Annotated in this window: 18 protein-coding genes and 1 tRNA gene; 5 read left to right on the forward strand and 14 right to left on the reverse strand. The window is 60.2% G+C overall.

What is annotated here, in order from left to right; genetic code table 11:
• Positions 1-9: 9 nt before the first annotated feature.
• Together ABH15_RS08055 and ABH15_RS08060 are read right to left on the reverse strand one after the other, a co-directional pair.
• Entirely contained in the window at positions 10-1251 is a 1242-nt protein-coding gene (locus ABH15_RS08055) for a GntP family permease (RefSeq protein ID WP_128693841.1), read from the reverse strand.
• 57 nt (positions 1252-1308) lie between these two features.
• Complete coding sequence (locus tag ABH15_RS08060; RefSeq protein WP_241648047.1) at positions 1309-2154, reverse strand: DNA-methyltransferase; 846 nt, start codon at positions 2152-2154, stop codon at positions 1309-1311.
• A gap of 41 nt (positions 2155-2195) precedes the next feature.
• On the opposite strand from ABH15_RS08060, the gene ABH15_RS08065 reads away from it, so the two are divergent.
• Positions 2196-2639, forward strand: a complete 444-nt coding sequence (locus tag ABH15_RS08065) for a cation transporting ATPase C-terminal domain-containing protein (RefSeq protein WP_128693842.1) — start codon at positions 2196-2198, stop codon at positions 2637-2639.
• A 9-nt stretch (positions 2640-2648) separates the two neighbouring features.
• On the opposite strand, the gene ABH15_RS08070 is transcribed toward ABH15_RS08065, so the two are convergent.
• From ABH15_RS08070 to ABH15_RS08085, 4 genes are all read right to left on the reverse strand, one after another.
• On the reverse strand, positions 2649-3944 hold the full coding sequence (locus ABH15_RS08070) for a sodium-dependent transporter (RefSeq protein ID WP_128693843.1): 1296 nt from the start codon (positions 3942-3944) through the stop codon (positions 2649-2651).
• 93 nt (positions 3945-4037) lie between these two features.
• Positions 4038-5240: a cation:proton antiporter gene (locus ABH15_RS08075; protein WP_128693844.1), complete on the reverse strand. Its 1203-nt coding sequence runs from the start codon at positions 5238-5240 to the stop codon at positions 4038-4040.
• 273 nt (positions 5241-5513) lie between these two features.
• Complete coding sequence (locus tag ABH15_RS08080; protein WP_241648049.1) at positions 5514-7277, reverse strand: histidine kinase N-terminal 7TM domain-containing protein; 1764 nt, start codon at positions 7275-7277, stop codon at positions 5514-5516.
• A gap of 575 nt (positions 7278-7852) precedes the next feature.
• Complete coding sequence (locus tag ABH15_RS08085; RefSeq protein ID WP_128693845.1) at positions 7853-8461, reverse strand: TetR/AcrR family transcriptional regulator; 609 nt, start codon at positions 8459-8461, stop codon at positions 7853-7855.
• Positions 8462-8581: 120 nt separating this feature from the next.
• On the opposite strand from ABH15_RS08085, the gene ABH15_RS08090 reads away from it, so the two are divergent.
• On the forward strand, positions 8582-9475 hold the full coding sequence (locus ABH15_RS08090) for a class I SAM-dependent methyltransferase (protein ID WP_206633429.1): 894 nt from the start codon (positions 8582-8584) through the stop codon (positions 9473-9475).
• A 454-nt stretch (positions 9476-9929) separates the two neighbouring features.
• On the opposite strand, the gene ABH15_RS08095 is transcribed toward ABH15_RS08090, so the two are convergent.
• From ABH15_RS08095 to ABH15_RS08115, 4 genes are all read right to left on the reverse strand, one after another.
• A complete protein-coding gene (locus ABH15_RS08095; RefSeq protein WP_241648050.1) occupies positions 9930-11114 on the reverse strand; it encodes a PAS domain-containing sensor histidine kinase in 1185 nt (394 codons plus the stop codon).
• Complete coding sequence (gene ercA, locus ABH15_RS08100; RefSeq protein ID WP_128693846.1) at positions 11098-12264, reverse strand: alcohol dehydrogenase-like regulatory protein ErcA; 1167 nt, start codon at positions 12262-12264, stop codon at positions 11098-11100. The genes ABH15_RS08095 and ercA overlap by 17 nt, the downstream gene beginning before the upstream one ends.
• A 1313-nt stretch (positions 12265-13577) precedes the next feature.
• Positions 13578-13650 (reverse strand) — tRNA-Thr (locus tag ABH15_RS08110).
• Positions 13651-13700: 50 nt separating this feature from the next.
• The gene (locus ABH15_RS08115; protein WP_128693847.1) at positions 13701-13967 is read right to left on the reverse strand and encodes a DUF504 domain-containing protein; all 267 of its coding nucleotides are present in this window, start codon (positions 13965-13967) and stop codon (positions 13701-13703) included.
• 140 nt (positions 13968-14107) lie between these two features.
• On the opposite strand from ABH15_RS08115, the gene ABH15_RS08120 reads away from it, so the two are divergent.
• Together ABH15_RS08120 and mmp10 are read left to right on the forward strand one after the other, a co-directional pair.
• Positions 14108-14902, forward strand: coding sequence for a glycosyltransferase (locus ABH15_RS08120; protein WP_128693848.1), 795 nt, complete (start codon positions 14108-14110; stop codon positions 14900-14902).
• 72 nt (positions 14903-14974) lie between these two features.
• A complete protein-coding gene (mmp10, locus tag ABH15_RS08125) occupies positions 14975-16201 on the forward strand; it encodes a methyl coenzyme M reductase-arginine methyltransferase Mmp10 (protein ID WP_128693849.1) in 1227 nt (408 codons plus the stop codon).
• Between the two features lie 3 nt (positions 16202-16204).
• On the opposite strand, the gene ABH15_RS08130 is transcribed toward mmp10, so the two are convergent.
• From ABH15_RS08130 to ABH15_RS14070, 4 genes are all read right to left on the reverse strand, one after another.
• Positions 16205-18796, reverse strand: coding sequence for a hybrid sensor histidine kinase/response regulator (locus ABH15_RS08130; protein WP_164913675.1), 2592 nt, complete (start codon positions 18794-18796; stop codon positions 16205-16207).
• 184 nt (positions 18797-18980) lie between these two features.
• Positions 18981-19547 carry a glutamine amidotransferase-related protein gene (locus tag ABH15_RS08135; protein ID WP_128693851.1) on the reverse strand — a complete coding sequence of 189 codons (567 nt, stop codon included), beginning with the start codon at positions 19545-19547 and terminating at the stop codon, positions 18981-18983.
• A complete protein-coding gene (locus tag ABH15_RS08140) occupies positions 19544-20224 on the reverse strand; it encodes a diphthine--ammonia ligase (RefSeq protein ID WP_128693852.1) in 681 nt (226 codons plus the stop codon). The genes ABH15_RS08135 and ABH15_RS08140 overlap by 4 nt, the downstream gene beginning before the upstream one ends.
• Positions 20225-20259: 35 nt before the next feature.
• Positions 20260-20394, reverse strand: coding sequence for a hypothetical protein (locus ABH15_RS14070; RefSeq protein WP_277749826.1), 135 nt, complete (start codon positions 20392-20394; stop codon positions 20260-20262).
• A 315-nt stretch (positions 20395-20709) separates the two neighbouring features.
• Here ABH15_RS14070 and ABH15_RS08145 point away from each other — a divergent pair, with 315 nt between their 5' ends.
• Positions 20710-22116, forward strand: coding sequence for an ATP-binding protein (locus tag ABH15_RS08145; protein WP_128693853.1), 1407 nt, complete (start codon positions 20710-20712; stop codon positions 22114-22116).
• Positions 22117-22316: the final 200 nt, after the last annotated feature.

The following is a 22316-nucleotide window of genomic DNA, read 5'->3' on the forward strand; positions in this document are numbered from 1 at the left end:
TTGAAGATCTTATCCGAGAGCCGCTTCGACGAGGAGAGCGGCCGCCAGCGTCACAACCCCCGCAATCGATAACGGGAGGGTGTACCGGCGCACGACGGTTTCGAACCCTTCGCCGGTCGTCCGCTTGAGCAGCCAGAAGAACGGGTCGCTGACGTAGCTGAACATGAACGCTCCCGCGGCGATCATCAGCACGAGGGCGGCGGGATGGAGCTCCGGAACCAGCCCCGTCGTGGAGAGAACCGTCGCGGTGACGGCGGCGGTGACGACCCGGGAGCCCTGTGCCGCCTGAAGGAGCGCTGCGATGACGAACGGCAGGAGAAGCCCCGGAAGGTGGCCCGCAACGAGCGCTGCAACATCGGACGGGAACGTGCTCGCGGCGATCACCCCGCCGAAGGCGCCGGCGCCGGTAAGGTCGAAGATGATGATCCCCGCGTTCTTTGTCCCCCGGGCGAGCGCCCGCTCCCGGACGTCGGCAGGAACGTCGATGAGCGCCACGAAGAGCGCTGCAAGAAGCGCGATGTAGATGTTGGAAAGCCCCCTGAGCGGAGGGACGATAAACCCGATCCCGAGCATCAGGAAGAGCACGATGAGTGGCAGCCACGTACGGACGGCAATGCCGCCGCCGGATCTCTGTTCAGGCGCCTCTCCCGCCGGGATGCGGCTCCGCCAGAAGAGGAGGAGGGCGCTGAGCAGCAGGAGCGAGATCGGGAGCGTGAAGAGGTCGACCCGCCAGGGCTCGCCCGGGTACAGGCCGAGTGTGGTGACGACGGTATGGATCACGGGCGAAGGGTAGAGGAGGACGTAGGAGATGATCCCTGCAACACCGGTCACAAAGAGGAGAGTGGTTGCCGCCGCCCGTTCACTTCGAAGATGGGAGACGATCGGTGCGAGGATCACAAAGGAGGTGATCCCGCACATCAGGGGCACGGAGAGGAGGTAGCCGGCAATCCCTGCCGTGTAGAGCGGGTGGCGGGCGACCTTCCTGATGTCGGCGACGATATCCTCGATCCTGCCGCTCTCCCGGAGCACCTGCGCGATGACGACGCCTGCGAAGATGACGATCCCGAGGATCGCGAAGATCCGTCCCGCTCCGGCGGTGACGGCCGGCATGAAGACGTCCACCGGCATCCCGGAGAGAACGCCGAAGAGCACCGCCGCACCGGTGAGGGTGAGAAACGGCGGCAGGTGGTACCTGACCGAGGCGAGCGTGATCAGGACGAGGCAGACGGCGAACGGGAGGAGGGTATCCATCAGTACAGATATACTGGTACCCCGCGTCTCAAAATATCGCCGCTTCGCCTCCTCGGCTTACCGGTGCTCTGCTACCCTCGTCCTCGCGATATCAGCGTATTCGGGGTCGATCTCAAACCCGATATACTGCGTCCCGAGCGTGGTGCAGGCAAGAGCGGTGCTGCCGATGCCCATGAAGGGGTCGAGGACGAGCGTCGCAGCAGAGTAGCCGTGGAGCCGTATGCACATCTCCGGGAGTTTTTCAGGAAAACTCGTCGGGTGCGGCCGCGACGACCGTATCGTCCGGTAGGGGATGAACCAGGTGTTCCCCCGGTCGCGGAGATCCTGCTGCGCAGCCTTCCACCGGCCGATATTTGATTTGTCCTGGTAGGCCACGCCGACGTCGAGCTTCTGTAAGGAGACGCCGCCTTCTTTGGTGAAGTGGAAGATATGCTCGTGGCACTGGCTCAGGTACCGCGTGCTGTTCACCGGCTGGTAGTGGCCGACTGCGATGTCGCCGGTTATCCGGTCGTAGTTCCCGACGTCTGCTTTCTCGATCGCGATGGATTTGACCCAGTGTATCACGTTCTGGAGGGCATAGTGCGGCCGGAACCGCTGGACTGCGTCGAAGGGTATCCAGGGGTCGCTCGGTTTCCCGCCAACGTTCAGGAAGAACGAGCCGTCTGCTTTCAACACCCGCTTTGCCGCGACGGCCACCTCCTCGATCCAGTCGAGATACTCTTCCCGGGGTTTTTGATCGTCGTAGCGGTTGTAGTCTTTGCCGATATTGTAGGGCGGCGAGGTGACGACGATATCGACCGATCCTGCCTGCATCTGCCGCATGCCGGTCAGGCAGTCCATGGCGTGAATCGTGTTCGTCGCTACGTAGGAGGGAGCGTCTCTTCCATCTTCCACTGCTATCATAGAACTGTTGGCGCTCCTTATCCAAAAGGTGAACGGGGCTTATCGGTGCCGCCCGGCAGTTCTTTGAACGCCGGCAGATCACCCGGATCCTGATCTTCGGGCTGGTTATGGGCGTGGCGAGTTTTCTGGTCTTCGAGCACCTTATTTTCCGGTTCCCCTACGAGAGCGCCAATGCGATCATCTTCACCGCGTTCGCGGCGTTCCAGTGGTTCAACGGTATCCAGGCACAGAAGGAGCACGAACCGTTCTTCGTGAACATCCGGCGCAGCCTGACGATCAACCCGCTCATCTTCCTCGGCGTTCTCATCGGGCTCCTCCTGCAGCTGGTCGCGATTTACATCGTCCCCTCCTGGTTTAATGCCGTGCCCCTGGCGCCGGAGCAGTGGATCTATGTTATTCTCCTCTCCGTCGTGGCCTTCGCCGTGGTTGAGACGATCAAGTGGGTGGAGTACCTGGCCGACAGAACGGCAGAGTCAGCGGGGTAAACCGCTTTCTCACCCTGCACTCCGGACGATCTGTGCCAGGAGCGTGACAGAGAGCACCAGTGGAATGGCGTAGCGGATGAGGAACCGGAACACCCGTTGCATCCTCTCGCTCCCGCCGATCTCATCGAAGATCCAGTCCTGATTCATAAACCACCCTGCAACGATGCTCACGAGCAGGCCTGCTACGATGAGCCCGAGCGTTCCGAAGGCGTAGTCGCCAAGATCGAGGAGCGGCGTTTCGAAGAGTTCCAGCCGGAGTGCGGTGTAACTGAGCGCCGACGGGAGGCCGAGGAGCATGACGGCGCAAAAAACGAGGCGTGTCGCCCGCCCCCGGGAATACCCGTATGAATCGATGATCGTCGCGACCGGCACCTCGAGCATGGATACCGCCGATGTGAGCGCTGCAACGAAGAGCATGGTAAAGAAGAGCAGTCCGAGAACGGCTCCGAACGGAACGCTGCCAAAGACCGAAGGCAGGGCGACGAACGCGAGGTTCACGCCCGCTGCCGGGTCAAGGCCGAACGAGAAGACGAGCGGGAAGATGATCAGGCCGGCGAGGAGGGCGATCAGGATGTCGGCGACGGCTATCACCGAGGCGCTCCTGAAGATATTCGTCCGCCCGAGGTAACTGCCGTAGGTGATCAGGATACCCATCCCGACCGAGAGGGAGAAGAACGCCTGCCCGAATGCTGCCGCCCAGACGAGCGGATCCGAGAGGCGGGAGGTGTCGGGTGTCAGGTAGAACGCGATCCCGGCGAGCGCACCGGATCCCGTGAGGGCGTATGCAGCCAGAATCAGGAGGATCGCCACGAGTACGGGGATGAGGTAGCGTGAGAGCCGCTCGATCCCCTCCCGGACTCCCGATCTGACCGTAGCGTAGACGACGAGGCCGGTGAGGAGGAAGAATATCAGCGGGTAGTAGGAGTTCGTGAAGGCTTCGAACTCGACCGGCCTGTTCAGGGCGAAGAAGAGGGTGTAGGCAAAGACCCAGCTCGTGATCACGAGGTAGTAGCTCAGGATCAGGCTTATGATGGCGACGATGAGGATGCCGACCGGGAAGAACCGTTCGCCGATAGCCCGGAAGGCCGGCCCCACCGAGGTCTGCAGGTGCCGCCCGATGGCAAGTTCGAGCATCATGAGCGGCAGGGCGAAGAGGAAGACGGAGATCAGGTAGGGTATCAGGAACGCCCCGCCGCCGTTCTGCCCCACGATGTACGGAAACCGCCAGATGTTCCCGATACCGACAGCGGAGCCGATGCTGGCGAGGATAAACCCTGTCCATGAGGACCATCGTTCGCGAACCATTGCAACCGCCGTTCGTTGCCGTTCAGGATGGCCTCCATCGCCTTAAGCATTCCCCTGGCCGGCTGCCGCGGGCAGAGGGGTGAAAAAAGAAGGTCAGGTGTTGCCGGACTCCTGCTCATAGGTGCAGTATTCACCCTTGAAGAACCAGTTCCGGTAGACGATCGGCGTGATGATGGTGGTCAGAAGACTCATCAGGACGATGGCGACGAATATCCCCTGGCCGATGAGCCCCTGATCGAGCCCGATCAGCGCGACGATCATTGCAACCTCGCCCCGCGGCGCCATCCCGAACCCGATGATCAGCGAGTCTTCCCGGCACATGCCCATCGCCCGGGCAGGGAGGCCGCAGCCGACGACCTTGGTGATGATGGCCACGACCGTCAGCGCAACGAGGAAGACGAGGATCTCAGGCGTGAGCGCCGTGAAGTCTGCAAGGATACCGAGCGAGACGAAGAAGATCGACGCGAATATGATCTGAAGGTACTCGGCGCCTTCCCTGACGTCCTTGCTGTTCCGCAGGCCCACGCCCTCGAAGGCGACGCCGGCGATGAACGCGCCGACGATCCCGGAGAGCCCCATCAGGTCTGCGAACATCGCGTAGAGGAATGCTATCATCATCGCGAAGATGAAGACGAACTCGGGATACTTCTTCGCAAGGTTGGACGCGTCCATCCGTTCGATGAGCCGGCTCACACCGAAGAGCCCGATCGCGCCTCCGATGATGATGAACCCGAAGGCTTTCGCGAGAACGATGCCGATCGAGACCGCCGAGATGCTCCCGCCCACGAGGTCTCCGGTGATCGAGAGCGCAACCAGGGAGAGGACGTCGTCGATGATCGCAACGCCGATGATCGCCCTCGCGGCCTCGGTCTGGAGCATGCCGATCTCTTTTAAGACGTTTGCCGTGATGGCGATACTGGTGGCGGTGAGCGCCGTCCCGACGAAGATCGCGCTTGCGAGGTCGAACCCGAAGAGCAGGGTGATGGCGTAGCCGCCTATCCACGGGACGATGACGCCGATGATTCCTATGACGCCGTAGCTTGCTTTCAGGATATCCTTGATGTTGAACTCGAATCCGATGACGAAGAGGAGGATGATCGCTCCGAGGTGCGCGAGACTCCTGACGAAATCGGTGTAGGTGATCAGGCCGAGCATGCTCGGGCCGACGAGGAGTCCGACAAGAATGGCTCCGATGACTGCCGACTGGTTTATCCTGGATGCCAGGAGGTAGCCGGCAAGTGCAAGGAAGAGGAGCAGACTCATCTGAAACTCAATTGAGGTGGCGATGCTCTCCATGCAACAATATGGATGGGAGTTCTTAAAAATTATCTGCCCAATTTCCATTCCGGGAGCGATCCACCGTGCAGGGTCCGCTCCTGCGGCTCGTTCGCCGGATGATTCGACGGCCGGGGAGGGTGCGAAGATCGGTGATGAGCGTTCTCCAGCCCTGCCGGTCACAACCGGGGCTGCCGGCTGCACCCTGCTTTTGCAGGTGCTATGGCAGTGAAAGCGCCACGTTTTTGATGCGTCTCCTGCCCGTGCCGTCTACCGGCAAAGGCCGGGAACGGGTTATGCGCCTTTGTCCGCCTCTCCGAGAGGCCGCCATGCCCGGGAGGGGACCTGCAGTTCAAACCGCGCTCCCCTGCCTGCCGTGCCGGTCTCGGCGATCCCGATGCCGGTGATCGAGAGGATGTCGCGGGAGAAGGCGAGCCCGAGGCCGGTGTTCTTTCCATAGCCGTACCTGAAGATCTTCTCTTTCTCCGCATCTCCGATCCCGGCGCCGTTATCCTCGAATGCCACGATGAGGCTCCCGTCTCTCTCTTCCTCCGTTGCTATCCGTATCTCCGTGAGCCCGTCCCCGTGGCGGAGTGCGTTCTCGAGCAGGTTATAGATGACTTTGACCGAGAGCGGGTCGGTGTAGATCTCCACCGGCATAACCCGGGAGGTGATCGAGACGCTGTCGAGGGGGAGGTCGTCGACAGCCTGGGTGATCAGCGATTCGAGTGGCTGCCAGATCGGCTGGTGCAGCCCGATCTCCTGGTAATCGCGGGAGAACTGGAGGTGGCGGGTGATCTTCCCGACGAGATCGATAGATGAGGAGAGGTAGGCGTCGCCCGCAGGGGATGCCCGGTCCTCCTGGAGAAGGGTCAGGTACCAGGAGAGGGCGGTGAGCAGGTTGCCGATATCGTGGCGGGTCAGCCGGGTTAAGAGGGAGATCTTCTCCCCGGCTATCCGGAGGGCTCTCTCCGATGCCTTTCGGCCGGTAATGTCCCTGATGATCAGGACAATCCCGACAGGCTCGGCGTCCGGGTCTTTGACGAGTGATCCTGCAATACTGACATACGTCTCCTCCTTCCCCTCGAGAAGTGCCTCACGATCGGAGAGTCTCCCCTGCTCCGTGATGGTCGCCCTGATCGATGCGTAGGCGGTCTCGGGGATGAGCGTCCCGACAGACCGGCCGGGAAGGTCGCTCTCCGCTATTCCGAAGATCTCCGCCGCAGCTCTGTTCGTCGTAATGATCCTGCCGTCCATATCTGCAAGGACAAGGCCGTCCGGCATCGTCCGGATGATATCCGGAACTGCCGTCTCCGGACTGAGTACGAAGAGCCCGTACTTATGGACGGCGTAGACAATGAGCAGGGAGAAGATGACGATCCCGATGAAGACGAGGTTCGGGGTGTATATCCTGTAGGCTGGGAGGAGTATTCCGGAGAGGAATCCGAATCCGATGACGGTCGCAATACCGATGCCGACGAGCCTGTTCTGGCGTCGGATCTTCCCCGGTTGTGCTCTTCGCCAGGCGGTGATACTGATGTATGCCGCGGTGACCATTACGAGCGTGACATAGATCGCTTCGATCTGGTAGGCCGGGCTTGCGGAAACCGGGAGGTAGACGTAGCCTGTCCCGGGCTCGTAGCCTACGGTATAGATCTGACCGGTGAGTATCTCGACGAGGGCGATGAGGAGGGCAGGGAGATAGAGCGCGATGAGGAGATGCCAGGTTTTCTTCTCCTTCGCGAGGGGGTGGCCGGTGAAGGCGAGGATGAAGTGGGCGGTGAGTGCGGCGACGAGCGGCCAGAAAGCGCTGGCTTTCAGCCAGAACCAGACCTCGTCGTACCCGGTTGCCTGCCAGATGAAGAACTCGCCGAGAGCCCAGTAGGTTGCGGCGAGCATTGTGGCGAGGAAGAGGCGGTTGACCGTCGACGAGGGGTTTTTGGCAAAGACGAATACTCCGAGGCCGTAGGTGATGAGCGCCGATACGAGGCAGAAGATGACCAGGAAGGTGAAGACGACCATAGCAATCGCAGAGCCCGCGCGACCCCGGGCAGCCATATCCCTCGGGTTTCGCCGGGAGCTGCTGCCCGACTCCCGGCTATCGATATGGCTCGCTGCAAGGTCCGGTGTGGATGTTACTTGCTCTGTTTTCGGCCGGGAAAACGGTTTGCTTTTTGGTTCGTGGCGCCGGTGCCCGGGTGCGGCTTTCCGGAGGTTTCCGCTCTTTTGAAACCGGATTCCCGGCAGCACGGGGGTTTACAGCCTCCGGGCGGAAACTGCGATGGTACCGGCGGCCGTTCCGGGGTTCTGCCGGATGACGTGCAGCCGGATGCTCATGTTTTCCTCCGCCCGGGTAGGGCGACTCACGCCGTTATGAAAAGTCGCCAGAACGGGGTTATTTTCCGCTTTTACGCCTGCTTTCTGAGGTCGGATCCTGCGGTCGGAGAAATCCTGTGGATATTGTGCTGATTGCGAAAAAGAGAATAATCCTTGAGGTATATCGGCCGTATGAGCGGGGGTGATTTTTCGAGGATGGATACCCTCACCGGGGGTGCGATCGGCCGTCTGTGGGCGTCTGTGAGGGTGGTCGTTTCGGGGGTCGGGCCGGCTTGGGGTGAGGGCACTGATACTTACTATCTTTCGTTTGTTTGGGGTAAGATCAGCAGTTGCATCGCTTCCCGCCAGATCCGGCGTGTCTCCTCTTCCCCCATCGACGTCATCTTATAGTTCAGCATGCCGGAATAGAGAGCAACCATGATCAGTGCCAGTGTCCGTGAGTCCGTCCGGGCTTTGATCCGCCCCGTTTTTTGTTCTCTCTTGATTGCGCTTTCCGTTGCGGATACCAGTGCGTCTATATAGTCTACCGCTGCCCCGCGGACCGCGGAATTTCGTAGGGCAAGAGCAAACATCTCGTAAAATAGTGCACGCCGCTCTTCATCGCCAAGATCGAACTGCTCGAAGATAGGGGAGAATAACTCCGTATACAACTCTTCCAGCGTCGCATGCCGGGAAGATTCGTCGGTTACCTTCTGCATCTCCCTCTGGATGGTGGCCATCACCTCCCGGAGCAGTGCCTCTCTGCTCGGGAAGTACCAGTATACCGCTCCTTTGCTAACGTTCAGTTTCTGTGCTATTGCATGGATGGTCGCCTGTGCGTACCCTCGTTCGGCGATCACCTCTATCGCGGCCTTGATGATCTTCTTCTTTGCGTCTTCCTTATATTCGGGTATGACTTTCGGCATGAACTGTCAGTACTTCAATTCCTGACCGCATTATTTTTGTTATCTGGGTATTGTTCCCTACCGCTTTGTATTTATACATTCCAATGCGTATGTTTATTTGCCTATGCGAATGGTGATTTCATGACCCTGACGACGAAGGAGAGAAAAGATCCCAGCAAAATGGCAGAGGGGATCGCGATGCACCGGTTCAAAGAATCGCAAAAACCCGAAGGCGAACGCCTCTGTTATGACCCTTATGCAATCCACTTCATCACCCCTGCGATCCTGGAGTTCGCAGCACGTCACCCGGCAGAGGCGAATGCGATGGTGGAGCGGATGGAACGCAGGTTTCCGGGTTTGAGCAGCTCGATTCTCGCAAGGGTCCGGTATTTCGACGATTTCGTGTTGCAATCCCTCGCGGAAGGGCTCGAACAGCTGGTCATCCTCGGTGCGGGCTACGATACCCGGGCGTATCGCATCGAAGGACTGCGCGAGCAGGTCCGCGTGTTTGAAGTCGACCACCCCGAGACCCAGTCGGTAAAGAGGGAGAAAGTTCGGGAGCTCTTCGGCTCGCTTCCGGAGCATGTCGTGTATGTCCCCCTTGATCTCGAAACCGGAGATCTCGGTCGGGAGCTGACCGGCAATGGCTATAATCCTGATAAACAGACTCTCTTTATTCTGGAGGGACTGGTGATGTATATCCCTCCGCACGCGGTCGACGAGATCCTTGCCTTTATCCGAAATACCTCGGCTCCGGGCAGTGCCGTCATCTTCGATTACTATCCTTCGAGTGTCGTTGACGGGACGTGCGATCGGGAGATCGCACAAAATATTCGCACGTATGTTGCACAGCTGGGAGAGCCCCTTCGGTTCGGCATTCCGGAGGGAACTGCGGAGGCATTTCTTTCGGAACGCGGGTTTTGCAATGTCGTAAATGTGACGAACGAGGATTATAAAAAACTCTATTTCAATGGGAAGAACGAAAACCGGGAAGTCTGCAGCGCATTATATTTCGCACACGGGATGGTGGAGTGATGGGGCAGAACCCTTTCGCGGCACATTTTTTACCGAAAATACCGGCACATCGGTTTCGTGTGCACACTCGTATGCCTCACTGATAACTTTTGAAGGAATGCAGGATCATAGTCCCTGCGATAGGGTCATCGCCCCGGAGCCGTCTCCGGACCTTTTCAAGGCGCCGAAGGCCATACTCCATGGCCTGCATCGCCGGCTAGGCCGGGGCATGCTCGCTGCTGGTGATTGAAATGGTGCCGATGTCGGCAGGTTTCCTACTCAGGGAGAAGCCTGCGTGACAGATAATCCGGGTGGTGGTAAACCGATGGTTTTCAGGCCCCGATACCAGAGCCTGTGTCAACGGGATATACGGTCGGTGGATCCCAACGGTCATTCACCTCCCTTCATCGTACTCTCACCGGATGCCCCGGCAGTCGAGTCCGCCTCCCCAGTGTAAGCCGGGTCTCTCCGTATCTCACGCCTTTTTCAGCGTGAACCTGAATGCCGCCCCTTCCTCCGGGTGCCCGGGCACCCGATCCTCAACCCAGATCTTTCCGCCGTAACGCTCGACCAGGATCTGCACCAGGTAGAGCCCGAGTCCTTCGCCGACGCCCCGCTTCTCCTGTTCATAGCGGTGGAAGATCGCCTCTTTCTGGTCGTCCGGCACGCCGGGACCGGTATCCTCGACCGAAACCCGGACGAGCCCGTTCGCATCTTCCGTCCGGATGTTGATCGCGATGTCGGGGCCGCCGAACTTGATGGCGTTTCCGATCAGGTTCGAAAAGACTTCCGGGAGCAGGCCGTCGACCTGGACGCGATAGGGTGAACCCCTGTACCGGATGATACCCTCGGGGAAGTGGCTGGTCTCCTCCCGGATGACTGCATTGAGGTCAGTAGGCCTCAGTTCTGCTGTTCCGGAATGAATTCTGCGGATCTTCGAGACCCTCCGCAGGATCTCGATACTCTTCCGGACGCTCCGCTGGAGTTTCCCCGCGTACCTGGCTGCCTCTCCCTTCCCCTGCAGGCTGTCGATGAGCAGGTCTGCGTAGAGGTTCGAGACGTTCTCGGTGTTGCCGATGTCGTGGGTTAGGATGTCGAGGTACAGATTCGTTTCCCGGTGGGCGGATGCAAGGTTCCTGTTCAGCCGGGCGAGGTCTTCGGCGTGGTGCCGGAGAGCCTCCTCGGCCCGCTTGCGCTCGGTGATCTCGCGGGCCACGGCAACGGCGTACTGCTCCTCGCCGAAGGTTACGAATCTGATGGTGATCTCGACCGGCACCTCGGCTCCGCCTGATGTGAGGAGATCTGCGGTCACCATCTGCTGCCTCCGAGAATGGTTCTTCCCGGACGAGAGGATCTCGAGGAACCGAAGCCGCCTTGCCGGTGCGATCAGGCTGCAGAACGGTATCTGCATCAGATCGTCGCGCTCGTAGCCGAGTTGCACCCAGGCTGATTCGTTTGCATCGACAAGAAGGCCTGTCCGGGTATCGATGAGAAATATGGCATCGTTTGCCTGGTCCAGGAGTGCACGAAACCGTTCGAGCTCGGCGAGGCGTTCCTGCAGCTCGGGGTAGTAACTCTTGTGGATCGAGTGCTCCCCAAGTCCGATGATACGCTGACGGAGCGCATCCCAGTTAGGTTTCTGATCAGAGCGCCGATGCATAGATCTCCTCAATCTCTTTCAGTTCCAGTCTCCGCGGATTGGTTGCCATGCAGGGGTCGATGAGCGCACGTTTCGCAAGATCCGGGAGATCGCCAGGTCTTACTCCGAGATCGGAGAGCGTCGCATCGATGCCGAGCGATCGGCGGAAATCGCCGATGGCACGGGTGAGAGCCTTCTGCCGTTCAGTCCCGGGCAACCTGTCCGGCTGCAGCCCCATCGTCCGGGCGATCTCGTCGAACCGGTCGGGCACCGCGGCGTAGTTGTAGCCGACCACGTGCTCCAGGAGAATGGCGTTGCACCGTCCGTGTGGCAGGTCGAGAAGACCGCCGAGGCTGTGCGACATGGCGTGCGCGGCCCCGAGGCTCGCGTTCGAGAAAGCGAGGCCGGCGTACAGGCTCCCGAGCATCGTCCGGTAGCGTGTCTGCAGGTCTTCGGGGGCGCTGAAAGCGTTCGGAAGGGCGGATACCTGCAGCCGGATGGCCTGCATCGCGTGCAGGTCTGTTACCGACGAGCTCGCGTTCGAGACATATGCTTCAATCGCATGAGCGAGGGCGTCCATCCCGGTGTCGACGGTCAGTGTCGTATCCATAGTGGTGAGCGGAAGCGGGTCAAGGAGGGAGATGTCCGGAACCAGCGTCTTGCTGATGATCGCAATCTTCCGCCGCCCCTCTTCATCTGTGATGATGGCGAACTGCGAGACGTCCGCAGAACTTCCGGCAGTTGTCGGAATGCAGATGAGCGGGGGGCCTGGCAGCTGCACCTGGTCGACCCCCTCGAATGTCAGGATGTGGCGCCGGTTGGAATTGACGATCCCGATCCCCTTCGCGCAGTCTATGGGACTGCCGCCGCCGACGGCAACAATCCCCTGGCATTCCGCCGCACGGTAGACCTCCGCCCCGGTCATCACCTCACCTACCCGGGGATTGGGAGAGACGCAGTCGAATACCTCGTAGGGGATGCCGGCCTCATCGAGGCTGCTACAGACGCAGTCAGCCCATCCTGCCTTTGTCACTCCGGCATCGGTGACGAGCAGCACCTTTCTCAGGCCAACATTGCGGGCGTACCGTCCGGCGAGCTCCAGTGCACCGCGGCCGAATATGAACTCGGGAACAAAGAATTTTTTCAGTTCGAGTTCGTCTCTTACGAGCATAGACACAATCTCCACCCGCGAGGGATCGTGACAGTCCCCCTACGATGGGACTCATCCCCGTTATCCACATATATACATTAGCCCCTCCCGAATTTACCACTCAGCTACGCTCTGAATCAGGTTCTTTCGGTTAGTCCTCGCGAAAATGTTCGTCCCTATCAGAGGTACGTTCAGAACGATGAATTTTGTGACAGGGAGCCTTGCATTGCGGTGCATCGCCCGAAGGGCGAACGCTTCCTTGGCTAATGTGAAGATATCCCGATCAGGGATCCTACCGTGGATACTCCTCCCATCGCTCCGGCAAGGAGAGCAGCTTTCGGACAATGTCCGTGTAGGTCTGCCGGGTTTTCCGGTGGTTGCGATGGGAAACGGTGGCGGGCGGATAATGCAAACTGCTCTGCAGTTCCTATGGTAATCGCTTTTAAAACGGAAACGGGAGTCGGATTGCCGATTTTCACCTCTCGAGCCTCCGGCCGGTGTGCCCTCATCGGTGGTTTTGGGCTCTCACCGCGGTTTTCCTCTGCCCTGTGCCCCCCGCCCAGAAATGCGGTCAAATTGACGTTATTTCCGGTTTTACGCCTGCTTCCGGAGGCCGGATCCTGCCGCCGCAGGGAACCTGTGCATGTCGCGCCGATTGCGAAAACGAGAAGAATCCTTGAGGTATATTGGCCATATGAGCGGCGGTAATTTTTCGAGGATGGATACCCTGCCTCGACCCGAGATCGCCCGTCTGTGGGCTTCTGTGAGGGTGGTCTTTTTGGGGGATCCGGCCGGGAGTAAGGGTATTTAAGATTTCCGTGACCTGTCCCGCCTGCGAGGAGTCGCCCCGGCGGATCTCCGGGCTCGGGTCGGTGATACGAAGCGGTTCCGAAGAGCAGTCTCACGTTGCGGGGAGTCCGGGGTTTCGTACAGGTACCGGAGGGGAAGCTCGCCCGGTCACTCAGCCGGAGGTGGGTATTGCGTCCCCTGTAAGGGAGTCCGCCGTGCGTCGGGTTTCCGTAAGGCCTCGAATGCCTCCCGCACCTGCCGGCAAAAGAGATCCGGTACTTCGTCGGATCCGCAGTTCTTCATGAGCGAGATAGTACCGGGTCAGTTCCGATTATAGATCCAGCAGATCTTCTTCTGTGCATCGGAAGTAGTCTTCCCCGACTCTTCGAGGTACTCGATGATCGTCTTGAAGGTCTGCTACATCATCTTCTTCGGCAGGTTCTCCCATAGAGCCCGGCGGCGGTACTCACCGCTGTGTTCCCGGGTGGCTCATCGGTTGAACGCCTGTAATCTTTTTAGAAAATGGCTTTGCACAAAAGAATGAAAGCCCCAGCCGAGATTTGAACTCGGGGCCTGCTGATTACAAGTCAGCCGCTCTGCCAGCTAAGCCACTGGGGCGCAGCATATACATTGGTCTTCCCTGATAAAAAGGGTGGTGTTTGCACGAGCTATCCCTCGTCGCTGCCGGCGGGAGCCCGGCTCCAGACGACCCGGCCGGCGTACCGGATCTCCGCCAGGCGGTGGTACGGGATGCAGGTTACGCGATCTCCCGAGTCGACCTCGAAGTAGTAGGCGTCGAGCTTCCGGATCGCTCCCCCTTCGACGGAGGAGACGCCCCCCGGAGCGCCGCGGTTGACGTAGGTCAGCGAGACTCTGGCAAAGTCGCACTCCGGATCGTGGTAGAGCCGCAGCAGCAGGCGGTGACTTGTTCGCATACGTCCGTGCCCCCATGAACCATTCTCTTCTCCCGTTTAATACTGCCGTGCGGATCCCCCCGGCCCGTGCGGTGGGTGCAGATCGGGATCATCCTTAAGATAAGGTTTGCCTAGAAGAGGGCACGGATCAGGATCTGCCTATGCCCCACGGAGACCATACCGCTCCGGCCGATGAGGACGGCGTCGCGATATCGGTTATCGTACCCGCCCGGAACGAAGCCGAGACCATCGGAGTCTGTCTTCGTTCCCTCGCCAAGCAGCATCTGCCACGGGAGGCGTACGAGATCATCGTGGTGGACGGGGACTCGTCGGACGAGACCTGCGCGATCGCCGGGCGGCATGCGGACACCGTGGTCGCCCAGGTCAGACGAGGGATCGGCGGCGCCCGGAAAGACGGCGTGGATGCGGCATCGGGCCGGGTGCTCGTCTTTACCGATGCCGATACATCTCCCGCACCGACGTGGCTCGCGGCCATCGCTGAGAACCTGCTCGTCGGCGGCTACGACGCCAGCACCGGGCCGACACGCTTCTGCGAACGGACCGTGCGCTCGGAGATCCTCCAGATCTGGCGCAAACAGTACCACCTCTATCACGTCTTCAACTACTACCGGCTGATCGGCTCGAACATCGCCATCACCCGCCAGGCGTACGACCGGGTCAGCGGGCATCGCGACATCTCGCTGCTCGAGGACTACGATCTCTCGCTCCGGATGTTCCGGGAAGGCTCGATCCTCTGCAACTACGACCCGCGCCAGATCGTCTACACCTCGAGCAGACGGATCTGCAACCTTTTTTCCTACATGCTCGTCTACCTCTACGGCCAGTACCACTACCACGTCACCCGGGACTATGCCCGCCTGCTGCAGTACCCGCGGTTCGACGAGATGAGCCTCAAGGTCATGCTCGAGCGCCTCGCCGAAGACCCTGAAGAGTGAGCAGGCGGCTCGTACTCCGCCTTGCGAGAAATAACAAACTCATTATGCAGTGATGACAAGAGTGTACCCACGATGGCTCACCTCACCGTTGATATCGGCGGTCGCCCCGGCCTTGACTGCAGGGGATTCTGCGACTACTGCTACTTCAAACACGTCTCCGGTGTCCGGTCGCTCGGGTGCCGCTACTGCCTTCCCTTCAAAGTCGGGTGCGACTACTGCACCCGGGGCGTCCGGGAGCTCTACGAGGGGTTCAAGGATCTCCGGACCGTCGCGGACGAGACGCTCGCGAACCTCAGCACCCGCGGCGACGACATCGACCGGATCACCATCAGCGGCGGAGGCGATCCGAGTTGCTACCCGCACTTTGCCGATCTCGTCGACCTGCTCTCCTCTATGGAAGCGCCGCTCCATATCGGCTATACGAGCGGGAAGGGGTTCGATGACCCCGGCGTCGCCGACCTCCTGATCGACGGCGGGCTCTCCGAGGTATCGTACACGGTCTTTGCCTCCGACCCGGCCCTCCGGAAGCGCTGGATGCACGACCCCACCCCCGAGGCCTCGCTCAAAGTGCTCGAGCGGCTTGCCGAAGAGATCGACGTCTACGCCGCTGCGGTGGTCGTCCCCGGCGTCAACGACGGCCAGGTTCTCGAGGAGACCTGCGACTGGCTCGAGGGGTGCGGGGTGAAAGGCCTCATCCTGATGCGGTTTGCAAACACGACTGAGCAGGGGCTGATCCTCGGCAACGCTCCCATCCTGAAGGGGCAGCGGGTGCATACGGTGCGGGAGTTTGAAGAGCTCGTCAGCGGCGCTGCCGAGCGGCACGCTCTGAAGATAAGCGGAACGCCGCTCCTCGATCCGGAGATCGGCTCGCCGTTCGCCATCCTGCACGAACCCGACCTCCTAAAGAAGCTCCCCCGGGTCCGGAAGCGGGCGACCGTCGTCACCGGAAGCGTCGCGGCGCCGTTCATCCAGCGGGTGCTGCAGATCCGCGGCTACCAGTCCCGGGTCGTCAGGGCCAGAAAGGATATCGCCTGCCTGATCACGACCGACGATCTCCGTGCCCTTGACTTAAAACGGCTCGAAGAGGTCGTGATAATCCCGGGCAGGGCGTTCGTGCACGACACCGAGGCACAGGACGTCCTCTCTGCCGACGGCGTCTACCGCGAGGTGGTGCGAGGCCCGGAGACCCTGACGGCCGACGCCGAGACCAGCATGGGGATGACGAAGGCCGAAGTTCTGCAGATGGAACTTGATGGGTTTGCCGCCCTGATCAACACCATCAACCTCCACGGGCGGTAGCGCTCACTCAGCGGCTTTCGGCAGCGTAAACCGGATCGCCGCCCCTTCGCCGGGAGAGCCCGCCACCCGGTCATCCGCCCGGATCTCCCCGCCGTAGCGCTCTACGAGAACCCGGCTGATATAGAGGCCAAGACCCTTCCCGCTCTTTTTCCCCCCGCTCCTCCGGAACCGGTGAAATATCTCGGGTTTTAAGGGGTCGGGAATCCCGGGGCCGGTATCCTCCACCGATACCTCGACAGATCCGTCTCTCTCCCGGACGCCTATCATGATCGCCACACCAGGCCCGCCGAACTTCGCGGCGTTGCCGATAAGGTTGATGAAGACCTCCGGGAGGAGATCGTCGGCGAGCACGACCGCATCCGTCCCCGGGTAGCGGACGTCCGCCTCCGGGAAGAGGCGTATCACCTCGCGTATGGCTGTATCGAGCACCGTCGGGGCGAGAGCGGCCGTCTCCTCCTGCAGCCTCCGGATCGTCGAGACGTTGCCGATGATCTCGATGCTCTGCCGGATGCCGGTGAGGAGTTTCTGCGCGTATACCTTCTCGTCCCCGGTGAGGATCTCTTCGAGGAGGGTCGCATACATCAGCGACGAGGTGTTGGCGTTGCTGATGTCGTGCGCCATCACGTCGAGGTAGAAGTTCGCCTGCTCGTTTGCCTCCTCGAGCCTGCGCTGGAGCATCAGCCGGTCGAGGGCTCTGCCGACCTCCCTGCCGATCGAGACGAGAATGCTCTTCTCCTCGTCCGTGAAGCGGTGCGGACGCCTGCCGGTAAGGATCATCGCCCCGAGACGGCCGCCGTCCGAGGTGAGGGGGATCCGGGCGAAGGCACGGATCGCGGCGTTGCCCGGATGGTCGTCAGCGAAACAGGCTCCCTCTCCCGCAAGGATACGATCGAAGGGGGGTGCATCGAGGCCGACTTCTCCCGTCCCGGGCAGCAGATCCGCGGGAAGTCCTCGCCCGACGATCAGTCTCGCCGTCCGGCCGGATAGGTTGAAGAGGAAGACCCCTCCCCCTTCTATCCCGACGAGATCGAGTGTCCGGTGAAGCGTTTTCCGCACCAGATCCTCCGGGTCGGCAGAGGTGCTCGTGGCGCCGATCACCTGGTTGATCGCGTAAAGTTGCCGGTTCCGCCTCGTTATCCGCTCCTCGGCGGTCTTCCGCTCGCTGATATCGCTGATGTAGAGGGAGAGGCCCCGCTCCTGCGGGAAGACCCTGACCTCGAAGTATCTGTTGTGCCGGGGAGAGAAGATTTCGAACGTGGCGGGATGCCGCCCGGTAAGCACCCGGCGGAGGCTCTCCTCAAACGCGGGGCTTTCGGGTCCCGGAAAGACCTCGGAGTACTGTTTGCCGACGATCTCGCTGCGCTGCATCCCGAGCAGCCGCCCGGCGGCCTCGTTGGTGTAGGTGATCCGGCGTTCGTCGTCCATGGCGATGAATGCGTCGCTGATGCTCTCGAGGATCGCCTGTACCCGTATCTTCGACTCAAGCAGCGCTCTTTCCGCCAGTTTCCTCGCGGTGATGTCGTGGACGATCGAATGGAGGAGAGGCCGGTTTTTTACGGTGATCGCCCCGCTGTACACCTCGACGTCCCTGACCTCGCCGCTCGCAAGCACGTGGCAGAATTCGAAGTAGTTCCTGCGCTCGGCGGCTGCATCCGCCATCTCAGTGAGAATCGCCTCCTTGTTCGGTGTGCTGATATCGGCGATCGTCATCCGGGTCAGGACGTCGTGCGGATACCCGTAGAAGTGTGACGCAGCAGGGTTTGCATCGACGATCTCCCCGGTGGCGGGATCGATGAGGAGCATAACGGCGAGGCTCTCGGTGAAGATGCTTCGATACCGCTCTTCGCTCTCGCGGAGCATCTTTTCGGTCCGTATCCGTTCCACGAACCTGCCGAGCTGCCCGGCGACGGTATCGACGAACAATCGCTCCTCCTTCAGGAAAGGCCCTTCCTCCTCCTCCGGATGATCGCTTCGGTAGAAGACTTCAAGCGCCCCGACCGGTCTGCCGTGAACCCAGATCCCGCTTGCCAGAACCCGGGGCGTCGCCGTGACCGGTCCGGTGCAGAACGAAGCGCCGTCGATGACGATCCGGGCACCGGCGTCCTCCGGGTACTGTAGGGCGGAGGGGATGACGGCGAGCACTTCTGAAAAGAGCTCTTCGCGCTGCAGGCCGGGTCTCTCGGTGAGGCGGGCGATGCTGTAGAGGCACGCAAGTTCCCGTTCCCGCTTGTGGAGATCGCGTCGCTCTTTTGCGCAACAGACTGCCTGGCGGATACGGTCGGGACCGAGCTGCTCTCCCGGAAGGTAGTCGTCGGCGCCCTGCAGCGACGCGATCTCGTCGCCGAGAGCGATAACGGGTATGCCGGGCGCCTGCCGCCGGATACGGGCAAGCATCTCAGGTGCCCTGCTCCCGGCAGATCCGGGATCCAGGAGGACGACCGCGAACGTTCCGGCGGCAAGTGCGTCGAGCCCCTCGAAGAGACTCCCGGCAGAGACCGTCTCGAAACGGGGGCAGCTCTCCTCGAGCAGCCTCCGGACGAGCCTTGCGTCTTTCGGGTCACTCTCGATGAGGAGAACCTTCTGTCTCGCGCTCATGTCTGGCACACGATCAAACCCGGCTATTTTCTGCGTCTCCGCGGCGTCCCCCACCATCTCCTGCAGAGTGCGGGCAGGCCGATACTCCCCTCAGGGGCGATGCGGTATTAAGGATTACTCTCTTCAAAAGCTACCCTGCGGGTCGCGGAGCCCCAGTCCGGGAAACGGGTATCTCTGCCCTTTTTCAGTCTGCGAGCCCGTAACGCTGCAGGAATCGGGTTACGATCCATTCGTTCCGGACTTCGGGGTGGAACATAACGCCGTACACCGGCAGCGTCCTGTGCCTGATCGCCTGAACGCACGTATCGGAGCGTGCGAGAACCTCAAGCGACTCCGGGGGCTCGACCGAGAAGGTGTGCAGTTCGAAGGCTGAAAAACGTTCATAGCCGTCAAAGAGCGGGTCGTTGACGGATCGCAGGATCTCGGTCATACCGATCTCGCTGCACGGCACGATAGCACCGCCGAAGAGGCGTGCGATGATCTGCATCCCCGCACAGATGCCGAGCACGGGTTTTTGATACGAACGGAGGTGCGAAAACTCCTCCGTCCGGTCGGCAAACACGTTGTCCATCAGGGCGGTTCCGCAGAGGATGACGGCGTCCGCCTCGTCGAGCAGCCCGTCGTCGACCTCGGCAAAATGCCGGACGGTATTCCGGGCATGCATGCTCTCTACAATCTGCACGACCGGCCGGACGAACTCGTCCGCGCCGAGCGAATCCTTTCTCCAGCTGAGATCGACGATGAGTATCATCTCTCCACCAGCCGTGCTTTTCGGATCAGGTACCTGCCGTTGTGGTTCCGGTATGCTGTGGAGGCCTCGTCGACCAGGATTCGCCGTGAAAAGAACGGTGCATCGATCACGAACGTCTCGTACTCCCCGCCTTCGCCGGTCAGGGTGATCCGGTGAGTCCGGACCATCTTTCGGAGATCGGAGAGGGCGTCCTCGTCAAGCTCCCTCCCGAGCCACTGCTCGTCGAAGGGGGCGGAGAAAACCCCCGCGATCAGCACCCGGAACCCGGCCGCAAGCAGTGCCTCCATGTAGGCCTCCTGGTCGATATACCAGAGGGGATTATAGCACCAGAGATGCAGTTCGTTGCAGATCCGCTGGATACGTGTCGCCTGGTAGACCGAGAGGATTGCACCGGTGACGACCCCCTCGATCCCATACTCTTCCCGGGCGCGGAGAAGTGCCCGTTTCAGGTCGTCGAGTTCCACCTCTTCCTCGCCTGCCGTCTCCACTTCGACGAGCGGGAGTCCGGCGGCCTCCGCCTGGAGCGCTGCGAGGCGGATGTTCGGGGTGTGAAACATGTAACTCTCGTCGTTCCGGGAGACGATGGTGATCAGGCAGACAACGTCCTCCTTCATCATTGCCTGGTAGCAGGCAAACAGGGAATCTTTCCCTCCGGAGAATAACACACCGAGTTTCATTCCAGCTCTGTACTGTTAGGTTCATGAGCCATAACTCAAACGATCACGCATCTGCTCCGGCGGGGTATGAGTGCCGGAACGCAGGGAGGCACGGTGCCGCCGCGGGAGTGAAGGCCGTCCGACGGGAAGGGAATGAACACCTGCAGCGTCCGCATAATTGTCGCTGCCACTGTGCACCTGCCAAAGACGCCCCGTGAGAGGTGAATGCAGCTGGTCGGGGGACGCCTAAAAGAAGGTTGGTGTCCGTGCGAATCCGTCTTCTCATCGGAGGAGCCGATCGTGATTGGGTCATGCTTGAATCTGTATTCGAAGGCCTGGATGGTGGAAAGTTGTTGTTTTCTCGAAATATGGGAATATTGTGAGTGGTGAAGATCGATTGTATTATATTTTGGTACGTGCTAAAAAGATACGTTCGCCGCTCTGGTGAATATTAAGCGTTCCGATTGCGCATGTCATGTCGAAGAATGGAAGAACGGTGAAACGATATGGGCAGACGTACTCTCTTCTCCGGCCGGATTTGGTGCAATGACGGGTTACGACGAGTACGGCAATCGTTCCCGGTCAACTGCCACCATGTTCTGGTTTCCGTTGCGGTATTCATCCTGATTGTTCTGTCGATCTTTTTTGTCTGCCAGCAGGATGAGGCCATCAGCCATACGGCAACCGCATCGTACCAACAGACGGAACTAGAGGTGGTTCGTGAAGCCGCACGGAGTATGCAGGAGTACGTATACATCCAGACAGAAGTTCTCGGAAGACAGGACATTGAGAATATCGAACAGGAAGTTCTCAAGAAGTTCATCGAACCCATCCACCTGCTGGAAAACGGCGATGCCTGGATCTATGCCCCGGATCACGTTGTCTTTGACCGGAGCTCCGACTTTCCCGACATCTACCGCGGAAAAAGCATGGCTGAAATATTCGCCATCCAGTTGGATCACGGAGCAAGCCACTTTGAGGAGATGACCGACGACGTCACGAACGTCCGGGAGGGTTACGGCTGGTATATCTGGCTGCCGGAAAAGGGGCCCGAGATCGCTGCGTGGACTCCGGTCCGTGTCGGAAACTACTCCTGGACGATCGGCCTGTCGACACCGCTCCCGGAAATTCTGGAAGCGTCCGGTGCGTCCGGCCAGAGTGCGCGATCGGTGTTCGTCCTCGCTACAGGGATTTTTCTGGCTCTTGCCTTGTATTCGGCCTGGCTGTTCTCGGATATTAAGAGGGTGCGTGCGGAACGTGCGCTCCAGAAGGCAAACAACAAACTGCACCTCCTGAGCAGCATGACGCGGCACGATACCCTGAATAAAGTCATGGTGCTGGCAGGGTATCTCGCACTGGTGCAGGAATCAACGCACGAAGAATCGGTTCGGTCTCTTCTGAGTAAAATGGATCGTGAACTGGACGCTGTCCGCAAGCAGATCCTCTTCACCCGGGAGTACCAGCAGCTCGGGATACTGTCTCCCGTGTGGCAGGATGCAGGAGCGGTATTTGAAAAGATTCTGCGTGAATTCGATCTCCGGGACGTGTCGAAGTCAAGCACGGTCGACGGGCTGCTGATCTATGCAGACCCGCTGTTTGAGCGGGTGCTGTATAATCTGGTCGACAATTCGCTCCGGCACGGTCAGACGGTGACCAGAATCTCGCTGGACGTTGCGATGCAACCGTCAGGTCCTGTGCTTATCTACGGAGACGACGGGGTCGGTGTTCCGGATAAAATCAAAGGGCAGATTTTTGAGCGCGGGTTTGGGTCAAACACCGGTTTTGGACTTTTCCTCACCAGGGAGATCCTGGAGATCACCGGTATCAAGATCCGGGAAACCGGAGTTCCGGGTGAGGGCGCACGGTTTGAGATGACCCTTCCGCCGAAGGGGTGGCGACGGGGAAATGCGTGACTGTCGTGCGGCATACCGTAGACCTGCCATCGATATGAGATCCTAAAACCCGTGGAAACTTCTGATTCTCATCGTCGGTATCAGCGAAGCACTGCCGTTTGGCTATATCTCCGGGTCGGGTGCGGAGTGTTCTCTTTTCCTCTCCCGCTCTCATGGCCGATGCGGGTGTTGCAGAAATGATATCGCCGCTGCTCTGACCT

Origin of the sequence: Methanoculleus taiwanensis (assembly GCF_004102725.1) — an archaeon.
In the GTDB taxonomy this organism is placed as follows: domain Archaea; phylum Halobacteriota; class Methanomicrobia; order Methanomicrobiales; family Methanoculleaceae; genus Methanoculleus_A; species Methanoculleus_A taiwanensis.